Source organism: Tropicibacter sp. S64 (assembly GCF_049803835.1).
Taxonomy (GTDB): domain Bacteria; phylum Pseudomonadota; class Alphaproteobacteria; order Rhodobacterales; family Rhodobacteraceae; genus Pacificoceanicola.
In genome coordinates, this window is the sequence record NZ_JBNAGK010000003.1 from 115,802 (window position 1) to 133,768 (window position 17,967).

At 67.4% G+C, this 17,967-nt stretch carries 18 protein-coding genes; 5 read left to right on the plus strand and 13 right to left on the minus strand.

The features are described 5' to 3' along the window. Positions 1-149: 149 nt before the first annotated feature. From ACP159_RS06205 to ACP159_RS06220, 4 genes are all read right to left on the minus strand, one after another. Entirely contained in the window at positions 150-1,430 is a 1,281-nt protein-coding gene (locus tag ACP159_RS06205) for a flavin-dependent oxidoreductase (protein ID WP_425098788.1), read from the minus strand. Between the two features lie 82 nt (positions 1,431-1,512). Beyond that, positions 1,513-2,397: an amidohydrolase family protein gene (locus ACP159_RS06210; RefSeq protein WP_425098789.1), complete on the minus strand. Its 885-nt coding sequence runs from the start codon at positions 2,395-2,397 to the stop codon at positions 1,513-1,515. Positions 2,398-2,400: 3 nt separating this feature from the next. Continuing rightward, a complete protein-coding gene (locus ACP159_RS06215; RefSeq protein WP_425098790.1) occupies positions 2,401-2,901 on the minus strand; it encodes a MarR family winged helix-turn-helix transcriptional regulator in 501 nt (166 codons plus the stop codon). Beyond that, a complete protein-coding gene (locus tag ACP159_RS06220; protein ID WP_425098791.1) occupies positions 2,901-3,701 on the minus strand; it encodes a crotonase/enoyl-CoA hydratase family protein in 801 nt (266 codons plus the stop codon). The genes ACP159_RS06215 and ACP159_RS06220 overlap by 1 nt, the downstream gene beginning before the upstream one ends. A 218-nt stretch (positions 3,702-3,919) precedes the next feature. Between ACP159_RS06220 and ACP159_RS06225 the strand changes: the two genes are divergently transcribed. Continuing rightward, the gene (locus ACP159_RS06225; protein ID WP_425098792.1) at positions 3,920-5,506 is read left to right on the plus strand and encodes an acyl-CoA dehydrogenase family protein; all 1,587 of its coding nucleotides are present in this window, start codon (positions 3,920-3,922) and stop codon (positions 5,504-5,506) included. Positions 5,507-5,552: 46 nt separating this feature from the next. Here ACP159_RS06225 and ACP159_RS06230 read toward each other — a convergent pair whose 3' ends face one another. Beyond that, entirely contained in the window at positions 5,553-6,242 is a 690-nt protein-coding gene (locus tag ACP159_RS06230) for an SIMPL domain-containing protein (RefSeq protein ID WP_425098793.1), read from the minus strand. A gap of 172 nt (positions 6,243-6,414) precedes the next feature. On the opposite strand from ACP159_RS06230, the gene ACP159_RS06235 reads away from it, so the two are divergent. Further along, positions 6,415-9,486, plus strand: a complete 3,072-nt coding sequence (locus tag ACP159_RS06235; RefSeq protein WP_425098794.1) for a hypothetical protein — start codon at positions 6,415-6,417, stop codon at positions 9,484-9,486. A gap of 63 nt (positions 9,487-9,549) precedes the next feature. Here the strand turns inward: ACP159_RS06235 and ACP159_RS06240 are convergent, their stop codons facing one another. After that, positions 9,550-10,179 carry a CatA-like O-acetyltransferase gene (locus tag ACP159_RS06240; RefSeq protein ID WP_425098795.1) on the minus strand — a complete coding sequence of 210 codons (630 nt, stop codon included), beginning with the start codon at positions 10,177-10,179 and terminating at the stop codon, positions 9,550-9,552. 224 nt (positions 10,180-10,403) lie between these two features. Here ACP159_RS06240 and ACP159_RS06245 point away from each other — a divergent pair, with 224 nt between their 5' ends. Continuing rightward, on the plus strand, positions 10,404-11,180 hold the full coding sequence (locus ACP159_RS06245; RefSeq protein WP_425098796.1) for a gamma-glutamyl-gamma-aminobutyrate hydrolase family protein: 777 nt from the start codon (positions 10,404-10,406) through the stop codon (positions 11,178-11,180). A gap of 5 nt (positions 11,181-11,185) precedes the next feature. Here ACP159_RS06245 and ACP159_RS06250 read toward each other — a convergent pair whose 3' ends face one another. Together ACP159_RS06250 and ACP159_RS06255 are read right to left on the minus strand one after the other, a co-directional pair. Next, entirely contained in the window at positions 11,186-11,497 is a 312-nt protein-coding gene (locus tag ACP159_RS06250; protein WP_425098797.1) for a hypothetical protein, read from the minus strand. Positions 11,498-11,818: 321 nt separating this feature from the next. After that, positions 11,819-12,025 carry a cold-shock protein gene (locus ACP159_RS06255; RefSeq protein WP_425098798.1) on the minus strand — a complete coding sequence of 69 codons (207 nt, stop codon included), beginning with the start codon at positions 12,023-12,025 and terminating at the stop codon, positions 11,819-11,821. A 222-nt stretch (positions 12,026-12,247) separates the two neighbouring features. On the opposite strand from ACP159_RS06255, the gene ACP159_RS06260 reads away from it, so the two are divergent. Next, the gene (locus tag ACP159_RS06260; RefSeq protein ID WP_425098799.1) at positions 12,248-12,565 is read left to right on the plus strand and encodes an ArsC/Spx/MgsR family protein; all 318 of its coding nucleotides are present in this window, start codon (positions 12,248-12,250) and stop codon (positions 12,563-12,565) included. Next, positions 12,565-12,939 carry a hypothetical protein gene (locus tag ACP159_RS06265; protein WP_425098800.1) on the plus strand — a complete coding sequence of 125 codons (375 nt, stop codon included), beginning with the start codon at positions 12,565-12,567 and terminating at the stop codon, positions 12,937-12,939. The genes ACP159_RS06260 and ACP159_RS06265 overlap by 1 nt, the downstream gene beginning before the upstream one ends. 1 nt (position 12,940) lies before the next feature. Here ACP159_RS06265 and ACP159_RS06270 read toward each other — a convergent pair whose 3' ends face one another. The 5 genes from ACP159_RS06270 to thrS all read right to left on the minus strand — a co-directional run bounded on the left by ACP159_RS06270 (position 12,941) and on the right by thrS (position 17,880). Continuing rightward, positions 12,941-13,513 (minus strand): DoxX family protein, encoded by a 573-nt coding sequence (locus ACP159_RS06270; RefSeq protein WP_425098801.1) that lies wholly within the window; start codon positions 13,511-13,513, stop codon positions 12,941-12,943. 11 nt (positions 13,514-13,524) lie between these two features. Next, positions 13,525-14,259: a putative DNA-binding domain-containing protein gene (locus ACP159_RS06275; protein WP_425098802.1), complete on the minus strand. Its 735-nt coding sequence runs from the start codon at positions 14,257-14,259 to the stop codon at positions 13,525-13,527. Between the two features lie 83 nt (positions 14,260-14,342). Next, a complete protein-coding gene (locus ACP159_RS06280; RefSeq protein ID WP_425098803.1) occupies positions 14,343-15,191 on the minus strand; it encodes a DUF692 domain-containing protein in 849 nt (282 codons plus the stop codon). Between the two features lie 61 nt (positions 15,192-15,252). Then, the gene (locus tag ACP159_RS06285) at positions 15,253-15,549 is read right to left on the minus strand and encodes a DUF2282 domain-containing protein (protein ID WP_425098804.1); all 297 of its coding nucleotides are present in this window, start codon (positions 15,547-15,549) and stop codon (positions 15,253-15,255) included. A gap of 384 nt (positions 15,550-15,933) precedes the next feature. Further along, on the minus strand, positions 15,934-17,880 hold the full coding sequence (thrS, locus tag ACP159_RS06290; protein ID WP_425098805.1) for a threonine--tRNA ligase: 1,947 nt from the start codon (positions 17,878-17,880) through the stop codon (positions 15,934-15,936). Positions 17,881-17,967: the final 87 nt, after the last annotated feature.

Sequence of the window (17,967 nt, forward strand, 5' to 3'; positions counted from 1 at the left end):
ATTCGCGCAATTGCCCGGAGGTTGAGTCTGTGCTCACGCATAGAGACTTCCGGATGTGTTTGGAAGCCCCATTGCCGTCCGGCGTCTCGTGCTCGCAAGCATGTGATGAACATCACACGTACAGAGCGGCACAAAATTGGAACCCATCGTCAACAGGCGACCGTGGCGCCCTCGGGAATGGTCCGCGGCGCGGCATTGAGCGTGTCCTTGGCAAAGCCCGCGGCGGCCTTGTATTTCGCCATGAATTCCGCGCGTTCCTCGGGCGGGATGACCGCGTCGATGTCGTCGAAGGTGCCGCCGCAGCGGTCGTCCACCATGTTCAGCAGGCCGAAGGGCCCGGCGCCCCGGTTGCGCAGGATGAGCTCGGAGACCGGCTTGCAGAGGGCGTCGTTGTAGGCTTGCAGCGCGGCGGGCGTGACGCCGTGCTCCAGCATCGCGGCGCCGATCGTGCGGGCGTCGATGATTGCCTGCGAGGCGCCGTTGGAGCCGGTGGGGTACATGGCGTGAGCCGCATCCCCCATCAGCGCCACGGGACCGTCCACCCAGGTGGGCACCGGGTCGCGGTCGATCATCGGGTTCTCGTAGGCGACCTCGGCGTTCCGCAAAAGCTCCGGCACGTCGAGCCAGTCGTACTGGAAGCCCTCGAAATGATGGGCGAATTCGCCGATTTCCACGGGCCGGAACCAGCCGGATTTCTCCCAGCCGGTGGTGTCGTCGAGCGTGTACTCCGCGATCCAGTTGATCTGCGCGAGGCCGTCTGCGTCCGGGTGCGAGATCGGGTAGATCACCATGCGGTGCCGATGCGTACCGAGACCGATGAAGCTGGAGCCGGTGCGGATCGGCTTCGCCCGCGTGGTGCCCCGCCACATCAGGGCGCCGCCCCAATGGATCGGCGGCTGCTCCGGGTGCATCTGGGCGCGGATCGGGGAATGGATGCCTTCCCCGTCGATGAGGAGCGTGCCGCTGTGTTCTGTGGGGCCGGAGGCGGTCTCGACAAGTGCCGTCACGGTGCCGTCGGCGTTCTTGCGATAGCCGGTGACGCGGTGGCCGAGGTTGATGTTTTCGGCTCCGATGCGCTCGGCCAGCGTGTGGTAGAGCAGCATGTGGAACTGGCCGCGATGCACGGCGTATTGCGGCCAGTTGTACCCGGCGAGGGTGCCCCTGGTTTCGGAATAGATGTCGTTGCCATTGAGGCCGACCAGCGCCCATTCCTTCGCGGGCACGCCAACGGTGTCGAGCGCCTCCGCGCCGATACCGAGGTCATAGAGCTCGCGCACCGCGTTGGGCTGGAGGTTGATGCCCACGCCGAGGGGCTTGAGTTCGCGCACGGACTCGAACACCACGACCGGCACGCCGATCTGGTGCAGGGTGAGCGCGGTCACGAGGCCGCCGATGCCGCCACCGGCGATCATCACGAGGGGCTGTGTCATGGTCTGTCCTTCCCGGCTGGCGCAGGCAAGGTCCTTCGAAGGACCTTGCAAATTCCGTTGACGGAATTTGTGCCCGCGTCAATCACATTTTCAGGATGCGGCGGGCGTTTTCTTTCAAGATCAATGGCTTGACCTCGTCCTTTATTCCGATGGTCTCGAAGTCCCTGAGCCAGCGGTCCGGGGTGATCGCGGGCCAGTCGGAGCCGAAGAGCATCTTCTTCTTCAGGATCGAGTTGGCATACTGGACAAACACCGGCGGGAAATACTTCGGCGACCAGCCGGACATGTCGTAGTAGACATTCGGCTTGTGCTGGGCGACGGCGAGGCCTTCCTCGGTCCACGGAAAGGACGGGTGCGCCATGACGATGGGCGTGTCGGGGAAGTCCACCGCCACATCATCGAGATGCATCGGGTTCGAGTATTTCAGCCGCATCCCCATGCCGCCCCGCATGCCGGAGCCGACGCCGGTCTGGCCGGTATGGAAGAGCATGATCGCGCCTTCCTCGGCGATGGCCTCGTAGAGCGTATAGGCCGCCTCGCGGTCGTTGGGGAAGAAACCCTGCATGGTCGGGTGGAACTTGAAGCCCTTGACGCCGAACTCCTTCACGAGACGGCGGGCCTCCCGCGCCCCGGCCTTGCCCTTGTGCGGGTCGATGGAGGCGAAGGGGATCAGGATGTCGTCGTTGGCGGCGGCCAGTTCGGCGACTTCCTCGTTCTTGTAGCGGCGGAAGCCGGTCTCGCGTTCGGCATCCACCGGGAAGATCACCGCGCCGATCCTGCGCTCGCGGAAGTAGTCCGCCGTCTGCTGCACCGACGGCAACATGCCGCCCGCACCTGCCGGGTTCTTGAAATAGGCGGCCATGCCGGCCTGAAACTCGTCGTAGCCGTCATCGCGCGGGCCGCAACAGGGTTCCTCGGCATGGGTGTGGAAGTCGATGGCGATGAGTTCGTCCATGTTCAGGGGCATGAGTCAGGACTCCTTGGGGCCTTGGCTGTCGAGGCCGATGTATTTGCGCAGCAGCGCCTTCAACTGCGCCTCCTCGGCGTCAGTCAGGCCGGTCGTGTTGCGGGTTTCGTGCGACAGGAAGGGCTGCTGCATGGCCATGAGCCGCTTGCGGCCCTTGTCGGTCAGCCACAGCTCGACCGAGCGGCGGTCGTCCTCGGGCACGGTGCGGGTGACGATCCCGGCGGTTTCCATCGCCCGGATCATCTTGGTCATATGCGCGCGCTTGATATGCAGGGCGCGGGCCAGCACACCCTGCCGCACGCCCGGGTTCTGCGCCATCAGCATGAGCACGGAGATTTCGCCGGGGCGGACGTTGAAGCCGTCCATCTCGTGGAAGAAATTCGCGAAGCTCTGGAGCTGCGACAGGCGCAGCAGGAAGCCGAGCGAGCCCGCCAGCGGACCGAAGTCGATGGCCTCGTCGCCGGGCATCGGCAGGGGCTGCGGATCGGGCGCGGTCCGGGGCATCAGGAGCCGCCGGGCGCCTGCACCTTGGCGGCGCGTTTCTCCAGGAAGTCGCGCAGGCGCGCCTTGGCGTCGTCGGTCATGGTGGCGAGGCTGGCGACCATGCTCTCGGTAAAGAGGCCGTCCTCGGAGGACATGTCGGCGATGCGGGGCAGGGCGTTGATGATCGCGTAATTGGTGAACTCCGCGTTCTGCGCCATGCGTTCGGCGATCTCCACCGCCTTGTCCAGCGCCTTGCCGTCTTCGGCGACATAGGTGACGCCGCCCCAGGCCTCCATGCCGGTCGCGTTCAGGACCCGCCCGGTCAGCATCATGTCGCCCATCCGTGCCGGGCCGATCAGCCGCGCGATGCGGACCGAACCGCCGCCGCCGACGAAGATGCCGCGCTGGCCCTCCGGAAGGGCGAAGAAAGCGGTGCCGTCGGCCACGCGGATCTGGGTGGAGGCGGCAAGTTCGAAGCCGCCGCCCACCGTCGCGCCGGTCAGCGCCGAGACAAAGGGAATCGTGCCGCGTTCGATCAGGTCGAAGACCGCATGCCAGCGGCGCGAGCCTTTCACCGCTTCGAACAGCGGCTTTTCGGAATGTTCGGACAGGTCCAGCCCGGCGCAGAAATGCGGGCCGTGGCCGAAGATCACGCCAGCCTTGGCCTCCGACGAGGCGCGGGTGACGGCGTCGGCAATGGCCTCGACGAAGCGGTCAGAGATCGCGTTGCGCTTGGCCGGGCGGTTGAGACCGATCAGCGCAACCGTGCCGCGCAATTCGTAGGTGACGAGGCTTTCCGCCTCGCCTGTGCTCTGTGACATGTCTGTCCTCCCTCGGGCCGCGGTTCGTCTGCGGCCAATTCTGTTTCCTAGTAGACAAATTTCGCGATTCGAGTCAACGTGCCGCGCAGGTTTGGCAGGGCAGGTCTGGCAGGGGAGGCGCTGCCGGCGTGGCGCGTGATGGGCATCCCTTGCAAGGTGGAGGCGGGCAAACGCGCTTTCCCCTCGCAATGGTGCGGCACGGTACGGGGAGAGGCAAGATGATCGAGACAATTGGCAAACTGCTTTGGGCGACACCGGGCTGGGCGGCTCAGGCCGACGGTGCCGGGCTGGACGAGGCGTCGGTGGCGCAAGTGCTCGAAGAGGCGGGCAAACTGGCGCGGGACGTGCTGGAGCCTTTGGCGAAGGTGGCCGATGAGGCCGGTTGCCGGGTCGAGGCGGGCCGGGTGAAGACCCCTGCCGGCTACCCCGAGACCTACCGTCGCCTGGGCGCGGATGGCTGGATCACCGCGGATCTGGACCCGGACTTGGGCGGCATGGGCTTGCCGGTGGCCTTGCATGTGGCGGCGAGCCTGCCGTTCGAGGGCGCGGCGCTGCCGTTCATGATGGCGCTCGGCTCCACCCGGGCCGGGGCGCACTGCCTGGCGGAACACGCGCCGGGGCTGCGCGAGGTCTGGTGTCCGAAGCTGGCGGAGGGGGAATGGTCGCTGACCATCTGCATCTCCGAGCCGGACGCGGGGTCCGACGTGGGTCGCATCCGCACGAAAGCGGCTCCAGATGGCGACGCATGGCGGCTCTCGGGCACGAAATGCTGGATCAGCTTCGGCGATCACGACATGGCGGCGCGCATCGGCCATCTGGCGCTGGCGCGGACCGGCACGGCGGAGGAGGGCACGCGCGGGCTGTCGCTGTTCCTTGTCCCGAACCTGACCGATGACGGCGCGGACAACGGTGTGCGGGTCGAGCGGATCGAGGAAAAGCTCGGCCTGCACGGCTCGCCCACCTGCGTGCTGCGTTTCGAGGAGTCGCAAGCCGTTATGATCGGGGAGCCGGGGCGGGGCCTTGCGCAACTCTTTACCATGATCGAACTGATGCGTTTGCAGGTGGGCAGTCAGGGCGCGGGCGTGTCTTTGCGGTGCAATGAACTGGCGCGCGGCTATGCGGCGGACCGCAAGCAGGGCGGCAAGCCGTCCGAAGCGCCGGTGCCGATCGACACCCATCCGGATGTGCAGCGGATGCTGGACAGCATCGAGGCGCAGGCGCTGGTTTCCACGGCGATGATGCTGGAAGCGGCGGTGGCCGTGGGGGCGAAGCGGACGGATTACGCGGCTTTCCTGCTGCCCTTGGCCAAGACCTTCTGCGGTGAGGGCGCACAGGAGGCGGCCTCGACCACCATTCAGGTGCTGGGCGGGGCAGGCTACACGCGGGAATGGCCGGCAGAACGGCTCTACCGCGATGCGCGAATCTGCACGATCTACGAGGGCACGACGGGGATGCAGGGGCAGGACTTCCTGTTCCGGCGGCTCTTGAAAGACGAGGGCGCGGGGCTTGCGACCTTTGCAGAGGCAATGCGGACGGAGCTGTCGCCCGGTGTCGGTCTGGAGCTTCTTTCGCGCCTCGAGGCGCTGTCGGAGACCGTCCGCGCGGGCGCACCGGGGGGCCAGATGGCGGCGGCGGACGGCTTTCTGCGGGCAGGCTGGGCCTGTGTCTCGGCCTGCCTCGCGGAACGGGTCAAGGCGCTCGGGTTCGAGGCACCCATGGCGCAGTACCTGGCGTTGGCCCCGGCGCGGTTCGCGCTGGCCGAGGCGCAGGTGATGCATGGCTTGGGTGAGGTGCCGAATTCTTGAAAAGAATTCGGACCGGATCCTTTGAAAGGATCCGGCACCCGGCGGCTCACTCCAGTCCGAACACCACCGTCACCCGGGCGTCCAGGCTGATTTCCCCGGCGGCGATCGGCACGCGCTTGGCCTCGGCGAAGGCGATGGGCATGTCGCGGCTCTGCACCATGGGCGTCGCGCTGTCGGTGATGGTCAGCACCGGCCCGAGCGTCACCCCCGCCGCCCCGGCGTAGAGTCGCGCCTTGGCCATGGCGTCGCGCACGGCGGCGCGGCGGGCTTCGTCCTGCAGCGGGCGCGGGTCCTGCACGTCGAAGCTCAGCCCCTGCAGGCTGTTGGCGCCGTCGTCCAGCACCGCCTGCAGCACGTCGCCGAGCTTGTCGAGATAGCGCACCCGCACCGTCACAAGGTTGGTCGCCTCGTAGCCGTCCGGCTTGCGATCCCCGCTGACGCGGTCGTTGACCCAGCGCTCGCCCAGTTGCAGCGAACTGGTCTGCACGTCACGGGCGTCGATGCCGATCTCGGTCAGCCGGGCAAGGATGGCCTCGACGGTCTGCGACGTCTGGTTCATCGCGCCCGTGGCGGTCTCGTCCACCGCCTGTGCCCCGAGGGTGATCTGGGCCATGTCGGGCGCAGCCGTCACCGTGCCCTCCCCGGAGACGGTCAGGCTGCGGACCGGGGTGTCCTGCGCGGGCAGAAGCGTCGGAATCGACAGGAACAGGGCGGTAACAAGGGCGGGGCGCAGCATGGCGGGGTTCTCCGGTCTGGCGTTGCAGGGCGTGTGTCGAATGTCGGTCGACGCGGGCCGTCCTGCAAGCCTTCGGCTCGGCTTTTCTTTTCCTCGGCAAAAGCTTGCTCTATACTGTGCGCTTACAGGAAATTGACTCCCGCAGGCCCTGCGGGACTGGTAGAGACGCTGCATGGTACCTGATTTTGCACTGTCCCTTTCCTTCGAAGGCATCGCCCTGCTGCGCCATGTGAATGGCCGCTGGGCCTGCATTGACGAGGTCGCGCTCGACGTTCCCGATCTTGACGGGGCGGTCAATGCGTTGCGCGACCGGGCGCTGGCGCTCGACCCGGAGGGCGAAAAGGTCGTTCTGGTGATCCCGAACGAACAGATCCGCTATCTCGACGCGCCCGATCCCGGCGACGACGCCGCGGCGCGGGAGGCGGCGGTGCGCCGTGCGCTGGAAGGGGCGACGCCCTACGAGGTGAAGGATCTGGTCTTTGACCACGTGGCGGACCGGGGCCGGCTGCGGATCGCGGCGGTGGCCCGCGAAACGCTTGACGAAGCAGAGGCATTTGCCGCGACGCATGGTTTTGCCGGGGTCAGCCACGCGGCGATTGCGCCGGACGGGGCGTTCCGGGGCGCGGTGCATTTCGGCAAGGTGAAGGGTTGGAAGGGCCGCACCCGGCGGCTGCCCGCGGCGATGGTGATCGCCGAGGCGGACGAGGCGGCACTGACGCCGAAGGCCGTGGCGGCGCCGGAGCCAGACCGGCAGGCGGCCCTGGATTTCGCGGCAGAGGAAACGGTCGCGACTCCGCCGCAGTGGGATGAGCCGGAGCCGGTTGCGGAGTCCGCGCCCGTCGATGAGCCAAAGCCCGAGCCGGTTGCCCCGCAGGAGGCAGAGCCGGTGGCAGAAGGCCAACCGGACCCCGCGCCGAAGGTCGAGCCAACGCCGGAACCGGCTGTGGCTGCCGATAAGACACCGGACCCCGTGCCCGTGCCCGCGCCGACAGCGGACGCTGCGGAAGAAGAGCAGGCACCCGTGGCCCCGGCCGCCGCGCTGACGCCGGGCGATCCCGATGCCGGGGCGGGGCTGTATTTCTCGACGATTCGCGCGGCCTTGGCGGAGGAAGAGCGGATTGCCCCGCCGTTGCAGGCTCCGCGTGCCGAGCACAAGCCGCGTTTCACACCGATGGCTGCCGACGCCGCGACGGCGGAGCCTGCGCCAGCCGCGCAGTCCCCGCAAGCGCCCGCCCAAGCCCCTGTGGAAAAGCCGCAGGCCGACGCTGCGCCGGAGGCCGGTGCAACTCCGAAGCCTGACGCCGCGCCGAAAGCCGACGCGCCTTTGACCGCTCGGGAGCGGGCCATCGCGCTGGCGTCGCGGGTGCCCGGCGCGGCGGAGGATACCGACAGCACGGCGGAGCCGACGCTGCCGAAACCGCAGCCGCCGATCAAGCCGGCGGGTGTGACCGAGGGCACGCTGGAAGCTGGTGAGGCTGCGGCGCGCAAGCCCGGCGCTGCCGCTGCCGCGATGCGCTTCCTGTCCTCGCGCCGCAAGGGCAAGGCCACCGAGGCAGATCCCCGGACCCGCCGGGTGCCGAACCTCGGCTTCGGCAAGGCGGGCCCGGCGCAGGACGAGGCCGCCCCGGTCCTCTCGGCCAAGCCTTTCCCCAAGGCTCCGGACCCGCAGGTGGCCGCCGGGCCGACGCTGACCGCGCCGCCGGCCGATCCGGGTATTCCAGTGACCGCAAAGGCTCCGGTGGCCGCCCCGGCGGCACAAACCACGGGGGCGCCAACGACCGGTGCCCTTGCAGGCGTTGCCGCACGCCGGGTGGTGGATGCGCCGCAGAAAGCGCCGCCCGCGCCGCCGATGCCCGCAGGCATGGGCCGCGCGGTGACCGCCCAGACCGAAGCCGAGCGCATGACCATCTTCGGCGCGCGCGGGCAGGAGATCGGCGGCAAGCCCCGGTTCCTCGGGCTGATGCTCACCGCGACCTTGCTGCTGTTCCTCGCCGGGGTTGCCGCCTGGGCGTCGGTCTTCATGCAGGACGGCCTCGCCAGCCTGTTTCGCTCGGAGCCGCCCGCCGAAGCCATCGCCAGCCTGCCCGAGGTCAGTGCCCCGATCCGCAGCCCCGATGCGCAGACCGAGACGGCGCTGAGCCCCGCGCCCGCCGACACCACCGTCGCGGAGGAGGAGGACGAGGACGTTCAGCTTGCCGCGCTGGAAACCGCCGACGACGTGACGCAGCAACCGCGCCCGCCGCTGGCGCAGCCGGTCGAGCCGCAGCTGCTGAGCCCGGAAGAGGCCGCCGCGACCTATGCGGCGACCGGCTTCTGGCTGCGCGCGCCGACACCGCCGATGACCCCGCCGGAGGACAGTGTGGCGGACGTCTATGCCGCCTCCATCGACCCGGCGGTGATGTCGTCCGACGCCGTCGCCCTGCCGGAGGCCCAGGACATCGGGCCGGAATACGCGATGCTGGACCCGGGTCTGCCGCCGCCCGCGGGCATGACCTTCGACTTCGACCAGCGTGACCTGATCCGCGCGACGCCCGAGGGGGCGCTGACGCCGGATGGCCTGCGCATCTTCACCGGGCGTCCGCCGGTGATCCCGCCGCTGCGCGGTCAGACCCGGGTGCCCGAGGCCGCCGCGCCAGAGGCGCAGGTGGACAACCCGCTGAGCCGCACGCGTCCGGAAGCCCGCCCCGACGACATCGTCGAGCAGCAGGAACGCGCCACGCAGACCGGCCTCTCCAACGCCGAGCTCGCCGCGATGCGTCCGGTCATGCGGCCGCGCACCGAGCAGGAGGAGGCTGTCGCGGAGGAGCCGGACAGCCCGGCCACCGACCAGGCCGTGACCGCCTCGCTGGTGCCGGTGACCCGGCCGCGCAACATGGAAGCCATCGTCGAACGCGCCCGGCAGGCCGCCCCGCCGGAGGTGATCCAGGAGGAGGACGCGCCGGTGCGGACCGCCTCCGCCACCGCCATCGCGCCGCGCACGGTGCAGCCGAGCGGGCCGACCGGAGGCAGCGTGGCGCGGAATGCGACAGTTTCCAACGCGATCAACCTGAGCAAGGTCAGCCTGATCGGCATTTACGGCACGCCCTCCAACCGCCGCGCCCTGATCCGCCTGCCAAGTGGCAGCTACAAGAAGGTGAAGGTCGGTGACAGCATCGACGGGGGCCGCGTTGCGGCCATCGGCGAGAGCGAGCTGCGGTATACGAAGAGCGGCCGCAATGTGCTGCTGAAGATGCCGCGCGGCTGACGACGGGTCCTGCGTCTCTGACAATCGCGCCGCCGGGGGCGTTCAAGGCCCCCGAACGTGCTTCTACACCCGATCCAGCTGCGCCTGCACCGCCTCGAAATACGCGCCGAGGTGCTCGCCGTCGACCAGGGCGTGGTGCACCTGGATCGCCATGGCCATGCGCCAGCCGTTCCCTTCCGGCACGATCTTGCCCCAGCTGACCCGGGGGATGCAGTCTTCGGCATGGGGCAGGGCGTTGTCGAGAGCGGTGAAATCCAGCCACGGCAGGCAGGAGACGAAGGCCACCGCGTCGTCGTTGTCGCCGAGCACCGGGTTCAGCCCGTCGGCCACGCGGGCCTCGGCCATGCGGCGCTGCGCCTCCGCATCGAAGGTCGGGAAATCCGGATCATACGGCACGTACCCGTAATTGAACCCGCCCCCCGCCCGCGGCACCGGCATCGACAGGAACAACCGGTCATGGCGGACCACCGTATCGCCGCGAAACCGCATGCACAGCTCCGGCACCGCGTGCAGCCCTGCGCCGATGGCAAAGAGGCAGGCGCGGTAGGGCGACAGCCCCTCCGCCTTGCGGGGCATCACCCGAGACAGATCGAGCCGCACGGTCACCGCGTAATGCGGCCGCTCGAAGCTGCGGAAGAAGCGGAACTGCGCGGTGCGCGGCCAGGAGGTGAGATCGACGGGATGTTCTGTCATGACGCGGACCCTACAGCGTTTCAGGTTGAACCAGAAACGCTGTATCGCCGATTTCGCGCATGGGAAACCGGGCGCGTGTCTGCCTGCTTTCGCGGCACCGCCTGCGACCTGTGCATTTGTGCAGGGTGCTTCACCTTTCTTAAGGGAGCGCTATGGTTTAATCCTGAGAATACGCGGATCCGGAGCCAGCCTCCGGGGATGCGACGGACGAACGGAGCACAGGCATGGCACGGCCCATCGTAGGCATCATCGGCAACTCCTTCCTGATCAACGATCAGTACCCGGCCCACGCGGGCGGGACGATGAATTCGGAGGCGGTCTCGCATGTGTCCGGCTGCCTGCCGTTGCTGATCCCGGCCGATCCCCGCTTCCTGTCGGTGGAGGAACTGCTCGAAACCTGTGACGGCTTCCTGCTCACGGGCGGGCGGCCCAATGTGCACCCGGAGGAATATGGCGAGGCCTGGACGGAAGCGCACGGCGCCTATGACCGCGCCCGCGACGCCATCACCCTGCCACTGGTGCGCGCCTGCGTCGAGCGGGGGCAGCCCTTCCTCGGCATCTGCCGGGGCTTTCAGGAGGTCAATGTCGCCATGGGCGGCACGCTCTATCCGGAGATCCGCGACCTGCCGGGCCGGATGAATCACCGCATGCCCCCGGACGGTACGCTCGAGGAGAAATTCGAGCTGCGCCACAAGGTGAGCCTGTGCGAGGGCGGCGTGTTCAGCAGCCTGTTCGGCTCGACCGAGGTGATGACCAACACGCTGCACGGGCAGGGGATCAAGTGCCCCGGCAAGCGTATCGTGATCGAGGGGCAGGCGCCGGACGGCACGCCGGAGGCGATTGTCGTCGACGGGGCGAAGGGCTTTACCCTGTCGGTGCAATGGCACCCGGAATGGAACGCGGCCAACGATCCGGTCTCGCGCCCGCTGTTCGAGGCGTTCGGCGATGCGGTGCGGGCCTGGGCCGCGGGCAAGTCCGGGGCGCTGCGCAAGAGCGCCTGACGCCGTCAGGAACAGCTGTCCGTGGCCTGTACCCGCGCAAGTTCCCACTGGTCCGCATAGGCCCAGCCACGGACCCGGTCGCGGCTTTCCATGAGCACCTGCGACGCCTTCTGCGCGAAGCAGGAACAGTCCACGCCAGGCAACGTCTGTTGGCACATGGCGTACCCGCCGTCCTTCGCCTCCTCCGAGATACTGCTGCTCTGGCGCACATCGGCGGGTGCCTCCCAGGAGGTCAACGGCTTGAACTGCGCCACGCCCGCCACGAAGACGCCGCCGCCGAAGAAGATGGCAAGGGCAATGCTGGTCTCGGTCGTCATGGTGGCCTCTGGGGTTTCGGTGCCGCGCAAGGCGCGGTCCGTGACGGGAGCCGGGACGATCGCGCCGCCCGGCAGGGCCCGCAACCCGGGCACCGGCCATCAGTCTAGAGGGAGAGCGCGGCATCGCCTAACGAACAATGCCGACAGAGTGAATCAAATGCAAAGGCTCTGCCACGGGGGCGCCGTCTTGCGAGCGGCGCAAGGTGAGGTCTTTCCCGAAACGGACAAGGCACCGGACAACGGCTCGTCCGGGAAAAAGCCAACATTAGCGGGCCGCGGCGGGCGGCCCGTCCTGTCATCGCGTCACGGGTGATCCGTCTGTCAGAGAGCCTGGAGATCGGCTGCCATTTCGCGGCCATCCCGGCCTTCACGCAGCTCGTACTTCACCTTCTGATTGTCGGCGAGTCCGGTCAAACCCGACCGTTCGACCGCCGAAATATGAACAAAAACGTCCTTGCCACCCTCGTCGGGCGCAATGAACCCATAGCCTTTGGTGGTGTTGAACCATTTCACGGTGCCGCTCGGCATAGTCTCCGTGCTCCTTTCCCAGTCCAATTGATTGGCCCCGCGCCGCGCGGGGCGCCCCCGTCACATTCGCCTTTCAGGATCGCAACCGGCTGCACCGGGTCCGGGACTGATCGTCGAAGGTCACTGTCCTAGGATTGCGGCGCTTCTGTAAAAATCAAGCAAAACGTCCTCGTATTTCACCACGGGCCTCCTTATGTGAACGCAAATGACGAAGGAATTGGCATGATCCTGTACGGACTGAAGACCTGCGACACTTGCCGCAAAGCGCGTAAAGCCCTGAACGGCGTGCAATTTATGGATGTGCGAGAGGATGGAGTTCCGTCGGAGGTGCTGCGCGTGGCTCTGGACCGCTTCGGCGATAAATTGCTGAACACCCGGTCGACCACATGGCGTGACCTGCCCGAAGCGGAGCGGGGCCGCGCGCCGCTCGACCTTCTGGCCATCCATCCGACGCTGATGAAACGCCCTTTGATCGTCTCCGGGGAGACGATGATTCTCGGCTGGGACAAGGCGGCGCAGCAGGCGGCGGAGGCCCTCTGATGCGCAACGCGGCTCTCACCCTCGGCATCATCGCGGGCGTCTTCGGAATGCTCGTGGGCTTTATCGGCTTCGGCTACACCGAGCTTGCCCGGCACTTTGCGGAGGTCGAGGAGGTCTTCGGCATGTTCGACGATCCCCAGATGGTGCGCGTCGTCTCGATCCTGTCGCCGATGCTCGCCATCGCGGGCGGGGCGATGGCGAAGGCACGGGCGCTTTGGGGCGGTGTCCTGCTGCTCGTCTCGGCGCTTGGCATGTATGTCGCCTTCGGCTTCAACGTCTTCACCATGTTCCCAATCTGCTTTGCGGGCCTGGGCGGGGTCCTTGCGCTCGCCGCCGGCCAGCCGGACGAGCCGAAGGCGCATTTCGGCAAGTGACTCAGGCGGGCGCCATCGCCGGGGAAAGGCGGCTGCGGAGCACCCGGTCCACCGACAGCGCACCGGCCCCCTTGATCACCAGTGTGACCAGCAGCAGCATCCAGAACGCCCGCTGATCGAGGATCAGGGCGTCCGGAACGCGGTCGAACCACGCGCCGAGTGTTTCCGCATGAGCAAGGCCGCCGTGGCCGTAGAGGTCGGTCAGGCTCTGCAGCGTGACGAAGCCGATCATGCCAAGCGCGGCGAGGCGGGTGAACAGACCGATCACAAGCATCAGCGGCAGGACGAACTCCGCCCAGGTTCCGGCGGTGACCACGGCCCAATGGAAAATCCCGAGATTGTCGGTGTTGTAACCGGCCGCCTCGAAGACCTTCGGGAAGATCTGCGCGTAGGCCCCGGTACTCGGGCTGAGGAAACCGAACAGGCCGTCGCCCAGCTTGGTCAGCCCGGAGGCCCAGAAATATCCGAGTAGCACCCCGGCAAAGACCAGCCGCGCCAGCAGCGGCAGCAACCCGTCGCCGAGCCGTTCCACCGCGCCGAAGACCGTGTTGTGCAACGTCACGACCCTGTCCATCGTCCCGTTCCTCATTCCGTTTCCAGATTTGTCAGGGCGCCGCCCTGCAGCAGCAGGCCCATCATCGCACCAAGGTCGAACGCCTCGTCCGTGGCCTCCAGCGCCGTGCCGAACGTCTTGCCCTGCATCAGCAGATCGGCAAACACCGCGCCACCAGCAGGCAGCACCTGCGGTTCAGGATCGAACGCCGGGCGCAGGATCAGCGCATCTTCCGCCGTGGCCTCCGGCTTTGGCCCGCGCCCGAGCGCGAACCGCCAGACCGAGACCACGGGCCAGGGCGAGCGGAGCAACCGCACCGCGGGCGCAAACCGGACTTTCGCGCCCGTCAACGCCGCCTCGGACAACCCTTGCAGCGTGCCGGGGTCCAGGGCCGCGCGGTCTGCGGCGTGGTAGCTCTCGCGGATGGCAAACTCCAGCCGCGCCACATCGGGCAGGTAACCAAGGCTCTTCAGGGCCTCCAGACGGGCCAGGAAGTCGGGAAAATCCGCGCCATATCGGGCCATCAGGGGCGATCCAGGCGCCGCCGCCCGCACATAGAGGCTTGCCGCCCGGGCGAAGTTCTCCGCCCCGATCAGCGAGCGTACCGCGGGAAAGCCGACCTCCAGCGCCTCGCGCAGCGACACGGCGACATTGTTGCGATAGACCGCGAACCGCCGCTCCGCGGGCCGTCCCGCGCCGTCGGTCAGGCCCTCGGGCACCGCCACCTCGGCCCGCCGCAGGGCGTCCAGGAAAGCATCCTGCGACACGTCCCTCGTTTCTTCTCTTTCCAAATACTCCGGGGTGAGCCCCGCAGGGGCGAGGGCGGAGCCCTCACATCCGACCGTGCCGCTCATACGCGCACCCGGCTGAGCGCCGCCTCCGCCCGCCGCGCTTCCTCGCGCAGGACAGGCCATTCGGGCACGTCATTGTCCCATTCGATCAGCACCGGCAGCGGCCCGGCGCGGTCCAGCACGTCGTCGAGCAGCGCCCAGACCGGGTCCGCGACCTCGCGCCCGTGGCTGTCGATCAGCAGCGGTGCGCCATGATCGTCGGCGTCCTCGTCATGGCCGCCAAGGTGAATCTCGCCAACACGGCCGAGGTCGAACGCGTCGATATAGGTCTGTGGCGAGAAGCCGAGGTTTACCGCCGAGACAAAGACGTTGTTGACATCGAGCAGCAGCCCGCAGCCGGTCCGCCGCGCGATTTCGCGCAGGAAGTCCGGCTCTTCCCAGGTGCTCTCTTCGAATTTCAGGTAGGACGAGGGGTTCTCCAGCAGCATCCGCCGCCCGAGCGCCTCCTGCACGTCGTCCACATGGTCACAGACCCGCGCCAGCGTGGCATCCGTATAGGGCAGCGGCAGCAGGTCGTTGAAGAAATGGCTGTCGTGGGTGGACCAGGCCAGGTGTTCCGAGAAACTCGCCGGGTTCAGCCAGCCCATCAGGTGTTTCAGCCGGTTCAGATGCTCCGGATCGAGGCGGCCCTCACCGCCAATCGACAGGCCCACGCCGTGCACCGAGACCGGGAACCGGTCCGCCAGCGCCTTGAGTTGCGCGATGGGCCGCCCGCCGTCTCCCATGTAGTTCTCCGCGTGGATTTCCAGCCAGCCCACCGGGGCGGCCTCTGTCAGGATGTCGCGGTAGTGCTGCGGCTTGTAGCCGACACCGGGCAGGGGCGGCAGGGCTGCGTCGAAGTCGTACATCGCGGTCTCCATCTTGCGCGGCAGTCCGTAGGGCGGGGCTAAGCCCCGCCCCTTGGGGGGATTACATCGGGATGTCGCGCTCGAGCGCTTCGAGGCTGCCCATGCGCATCGTTCCGTCGGCCATCGCCGGCAGTTCGATCGTGGTGCAGGTGCCCGCGTCGACCAGGCTCCAGGCGTTGCCCTGGTAGTCGACCTTGGAGGTGCCGGCGCAGGTGGTGCCGGGGCCTGCGGCGCAGTCGTTCTGGCCCGCCATGGCGACGCCGAAGCACTTTTCCTTGTCCTCTGCGTGCACCACGGTGGCGGCGAAGGAGGCGGCAACAGCACCCACGAGGGCAGCGGTCTTGAGGGTCTTGGACATCGGATTTCCTTTCCAGTCAGGTCAGTTGAGCGAGTTGAATGTGTCCCCCGGCGGCGTCCTTGCCCCGGGCCTCTTCAACCTGCCGATATCGGCGAAATCCTGCCATTCACGCCGACGTGTATAACGCGGCTGTCAGGGGATCACGGGCTTTCGTGAGACTGTGCATCTGCAGAAACTCAATGAAATCAGGGCCTCGCGCAAGGCGTCCGACAGGGTTCGCAACAATCCGAAGGGGTCCAGCGTGGGAATGTTACAGCTTTGCCTTGCGTAACCCGCAGGGCGGCCATGCCGCTCACGCAAAGCGCGAGGACTGTTACAGTCTTTTGGCACGAAAAAGCCCCGGCCGTTTCGGGCCGGGGCTAATGGTTGCGTCAGGTGCGCGGATCAGGCGAGGTCGGGCGGCAGGGCGGCCTGACCGAGTTGGGCGACGATGTCGTCCAGCGTCGCGACGCTGGTTTCCTTCTCGCCGAGGCGGCGGACGGTGACCGTGCGTTCCTCGACCTCGCGGTGGCCGATGGCGAGGATCACCGGGACCTTGCCGAGCGAATGCTCGCGGACCTTGTAGTTGATCTTCTCGTTGCGGATGTCGGCTTCCGCCCGCACGTCCGCAGCCTTCAGCGCCTCGACCACCTCGAGCACGTAGTCATCCGCTTCCGAGACGATGGATGCGACAACCACCTGACGCGGCGCGAGCCAGAAGGGCAGCTTGCCCGCATGTTCCTCGATCAGGATGCCGATGAAGCGCTCGAAGGAGCCGAGCACGGCGCGGTGCAGCATGACCGGGCGATGCTTCGCCCCGTCCTGCCCGATGTAGCTGGCATCGAGCCGTTCGGGCAGGTTCGGGTCCACCTGCAGCGTGCCGCACTGCCACTCGCGGCCGATGGCGTCGGTGAGGGTGAACTCGAGCTTGGGACCGTAGAAGGCGCCTTCGCCCTCGAGGATCTCGAACTCGTAGCCCGCCGCGTTGCAGGCATCGCCAAGCGCCTTTTCCACCCGGTCCCAGCTTTCCTCCGAGCCGATGCGCTTTTCAGGGCGCGTCGAGAGCTTGATGGTCCAGTTGTGGAAGCCGAGGTCGTCGTAGATCCCGGCGAGGAACTTGATGAACTTCGCCGTCTCGGACGTGATCTGATCGTCGGTGCAGAAGATATGCGCGTCATCCTGCGTGAAGCCGCGCACCCGCATGATGCCGTGCAGCGCGCCCGAGGGCTCGTAGCGGTTGCACGAGCCGAATTCGGCCATGCGCAGCGGCAGGTCGCGGTAGGATTTCAGACCGACGTTGAACACCTGCACATGGCAGGGGCAGTTCATCGGCTTGAGCGCATTGACGGTCTTCTCCCGGGCATGGTCCTCGTCGACTTCGACGATGAACATGTTTTCCTGGTAGTTGTCCCAGTGGCCGGATTTCTCCCACAGCACGCGGTTCACCACCTGCGGGGTGTTGACCTCGACGTAACCGTCGCCGCGCTGCTTGCGGCGCATGTAGTCCTGCAGCGTGGTGTAAATGGTCCAGCCGTTCGGATGCCAGAAGATCTGACCCGGCGCTTCCTCCTGCATGTGGAAGAGGTCCATCTCGCGGCCAAGCTTGCGGTGGTCGCGCTTGGCGGCCTCCTCGAGCATGTGCAGATGGGCCTTGAGGTCTTCCTTGTTGCGGAAGGCCGTGCCGTAGATGCGCTGGAGCATCTGGCGATTGCTGTCGCCGCGCCAATAGGCCCCGGCGACGCTCATCAGCTTGAAGGCATCGGCGGGCACCTGCCCGGTGTGCTGGAGGTGCGGCCCCCGGCACAGGTCCTGCCAGTCGCCGTGCCAGTACATCCGGAGCGGCTCGTCGCCCGGAATGGCCTCGATCAGCTCGACCTTGTAGGGCTCGCCGCGGTCCTCGTAATACTGGATCGCAACCGCGCGGTCCCAGACTTCCGTCCGGACGGCATCGCGCTTGTTGATGATCTCCTTCATCTTCTTCTCGATCTCGCCGAGATCTTCCGGCGTGAACGGCTCTTCGCGGTCGAAGTCGTAATACCAGCCGTCCTTGATCACCGGGCCGATGGTGACTTTGACATCGGGCCAAAGCTCCTGCACGGCACGGGCCATGATATGGGCGAGGTCATGGCGCACCAGTTCCAGCGCCGGGGCCTCGTCCTGCATCGTGTTGATGGCGATCTGCGCGTCGGCCTCGATCGGCCATTGCAGATCCCAGTGCCTGCCGTCCACCTGCGCCGAAATGGCCTTCTTGGCGAGGGACTTGGAAATAGCGGCGGCGACCTCGCCGGGCGTCACGCCCTTGTCGAAACTGCGGCTCGCGCCATCTGGGAATGTCAGGGAAATCTGGCTCATCGGCCATGCTCCTCGTCGTTTTGGCGCCCACGGAACGCCCGGTTGCGGGTTATGTGTGTTGCGCGTTGTGGCGGCGGGGACGGGGGC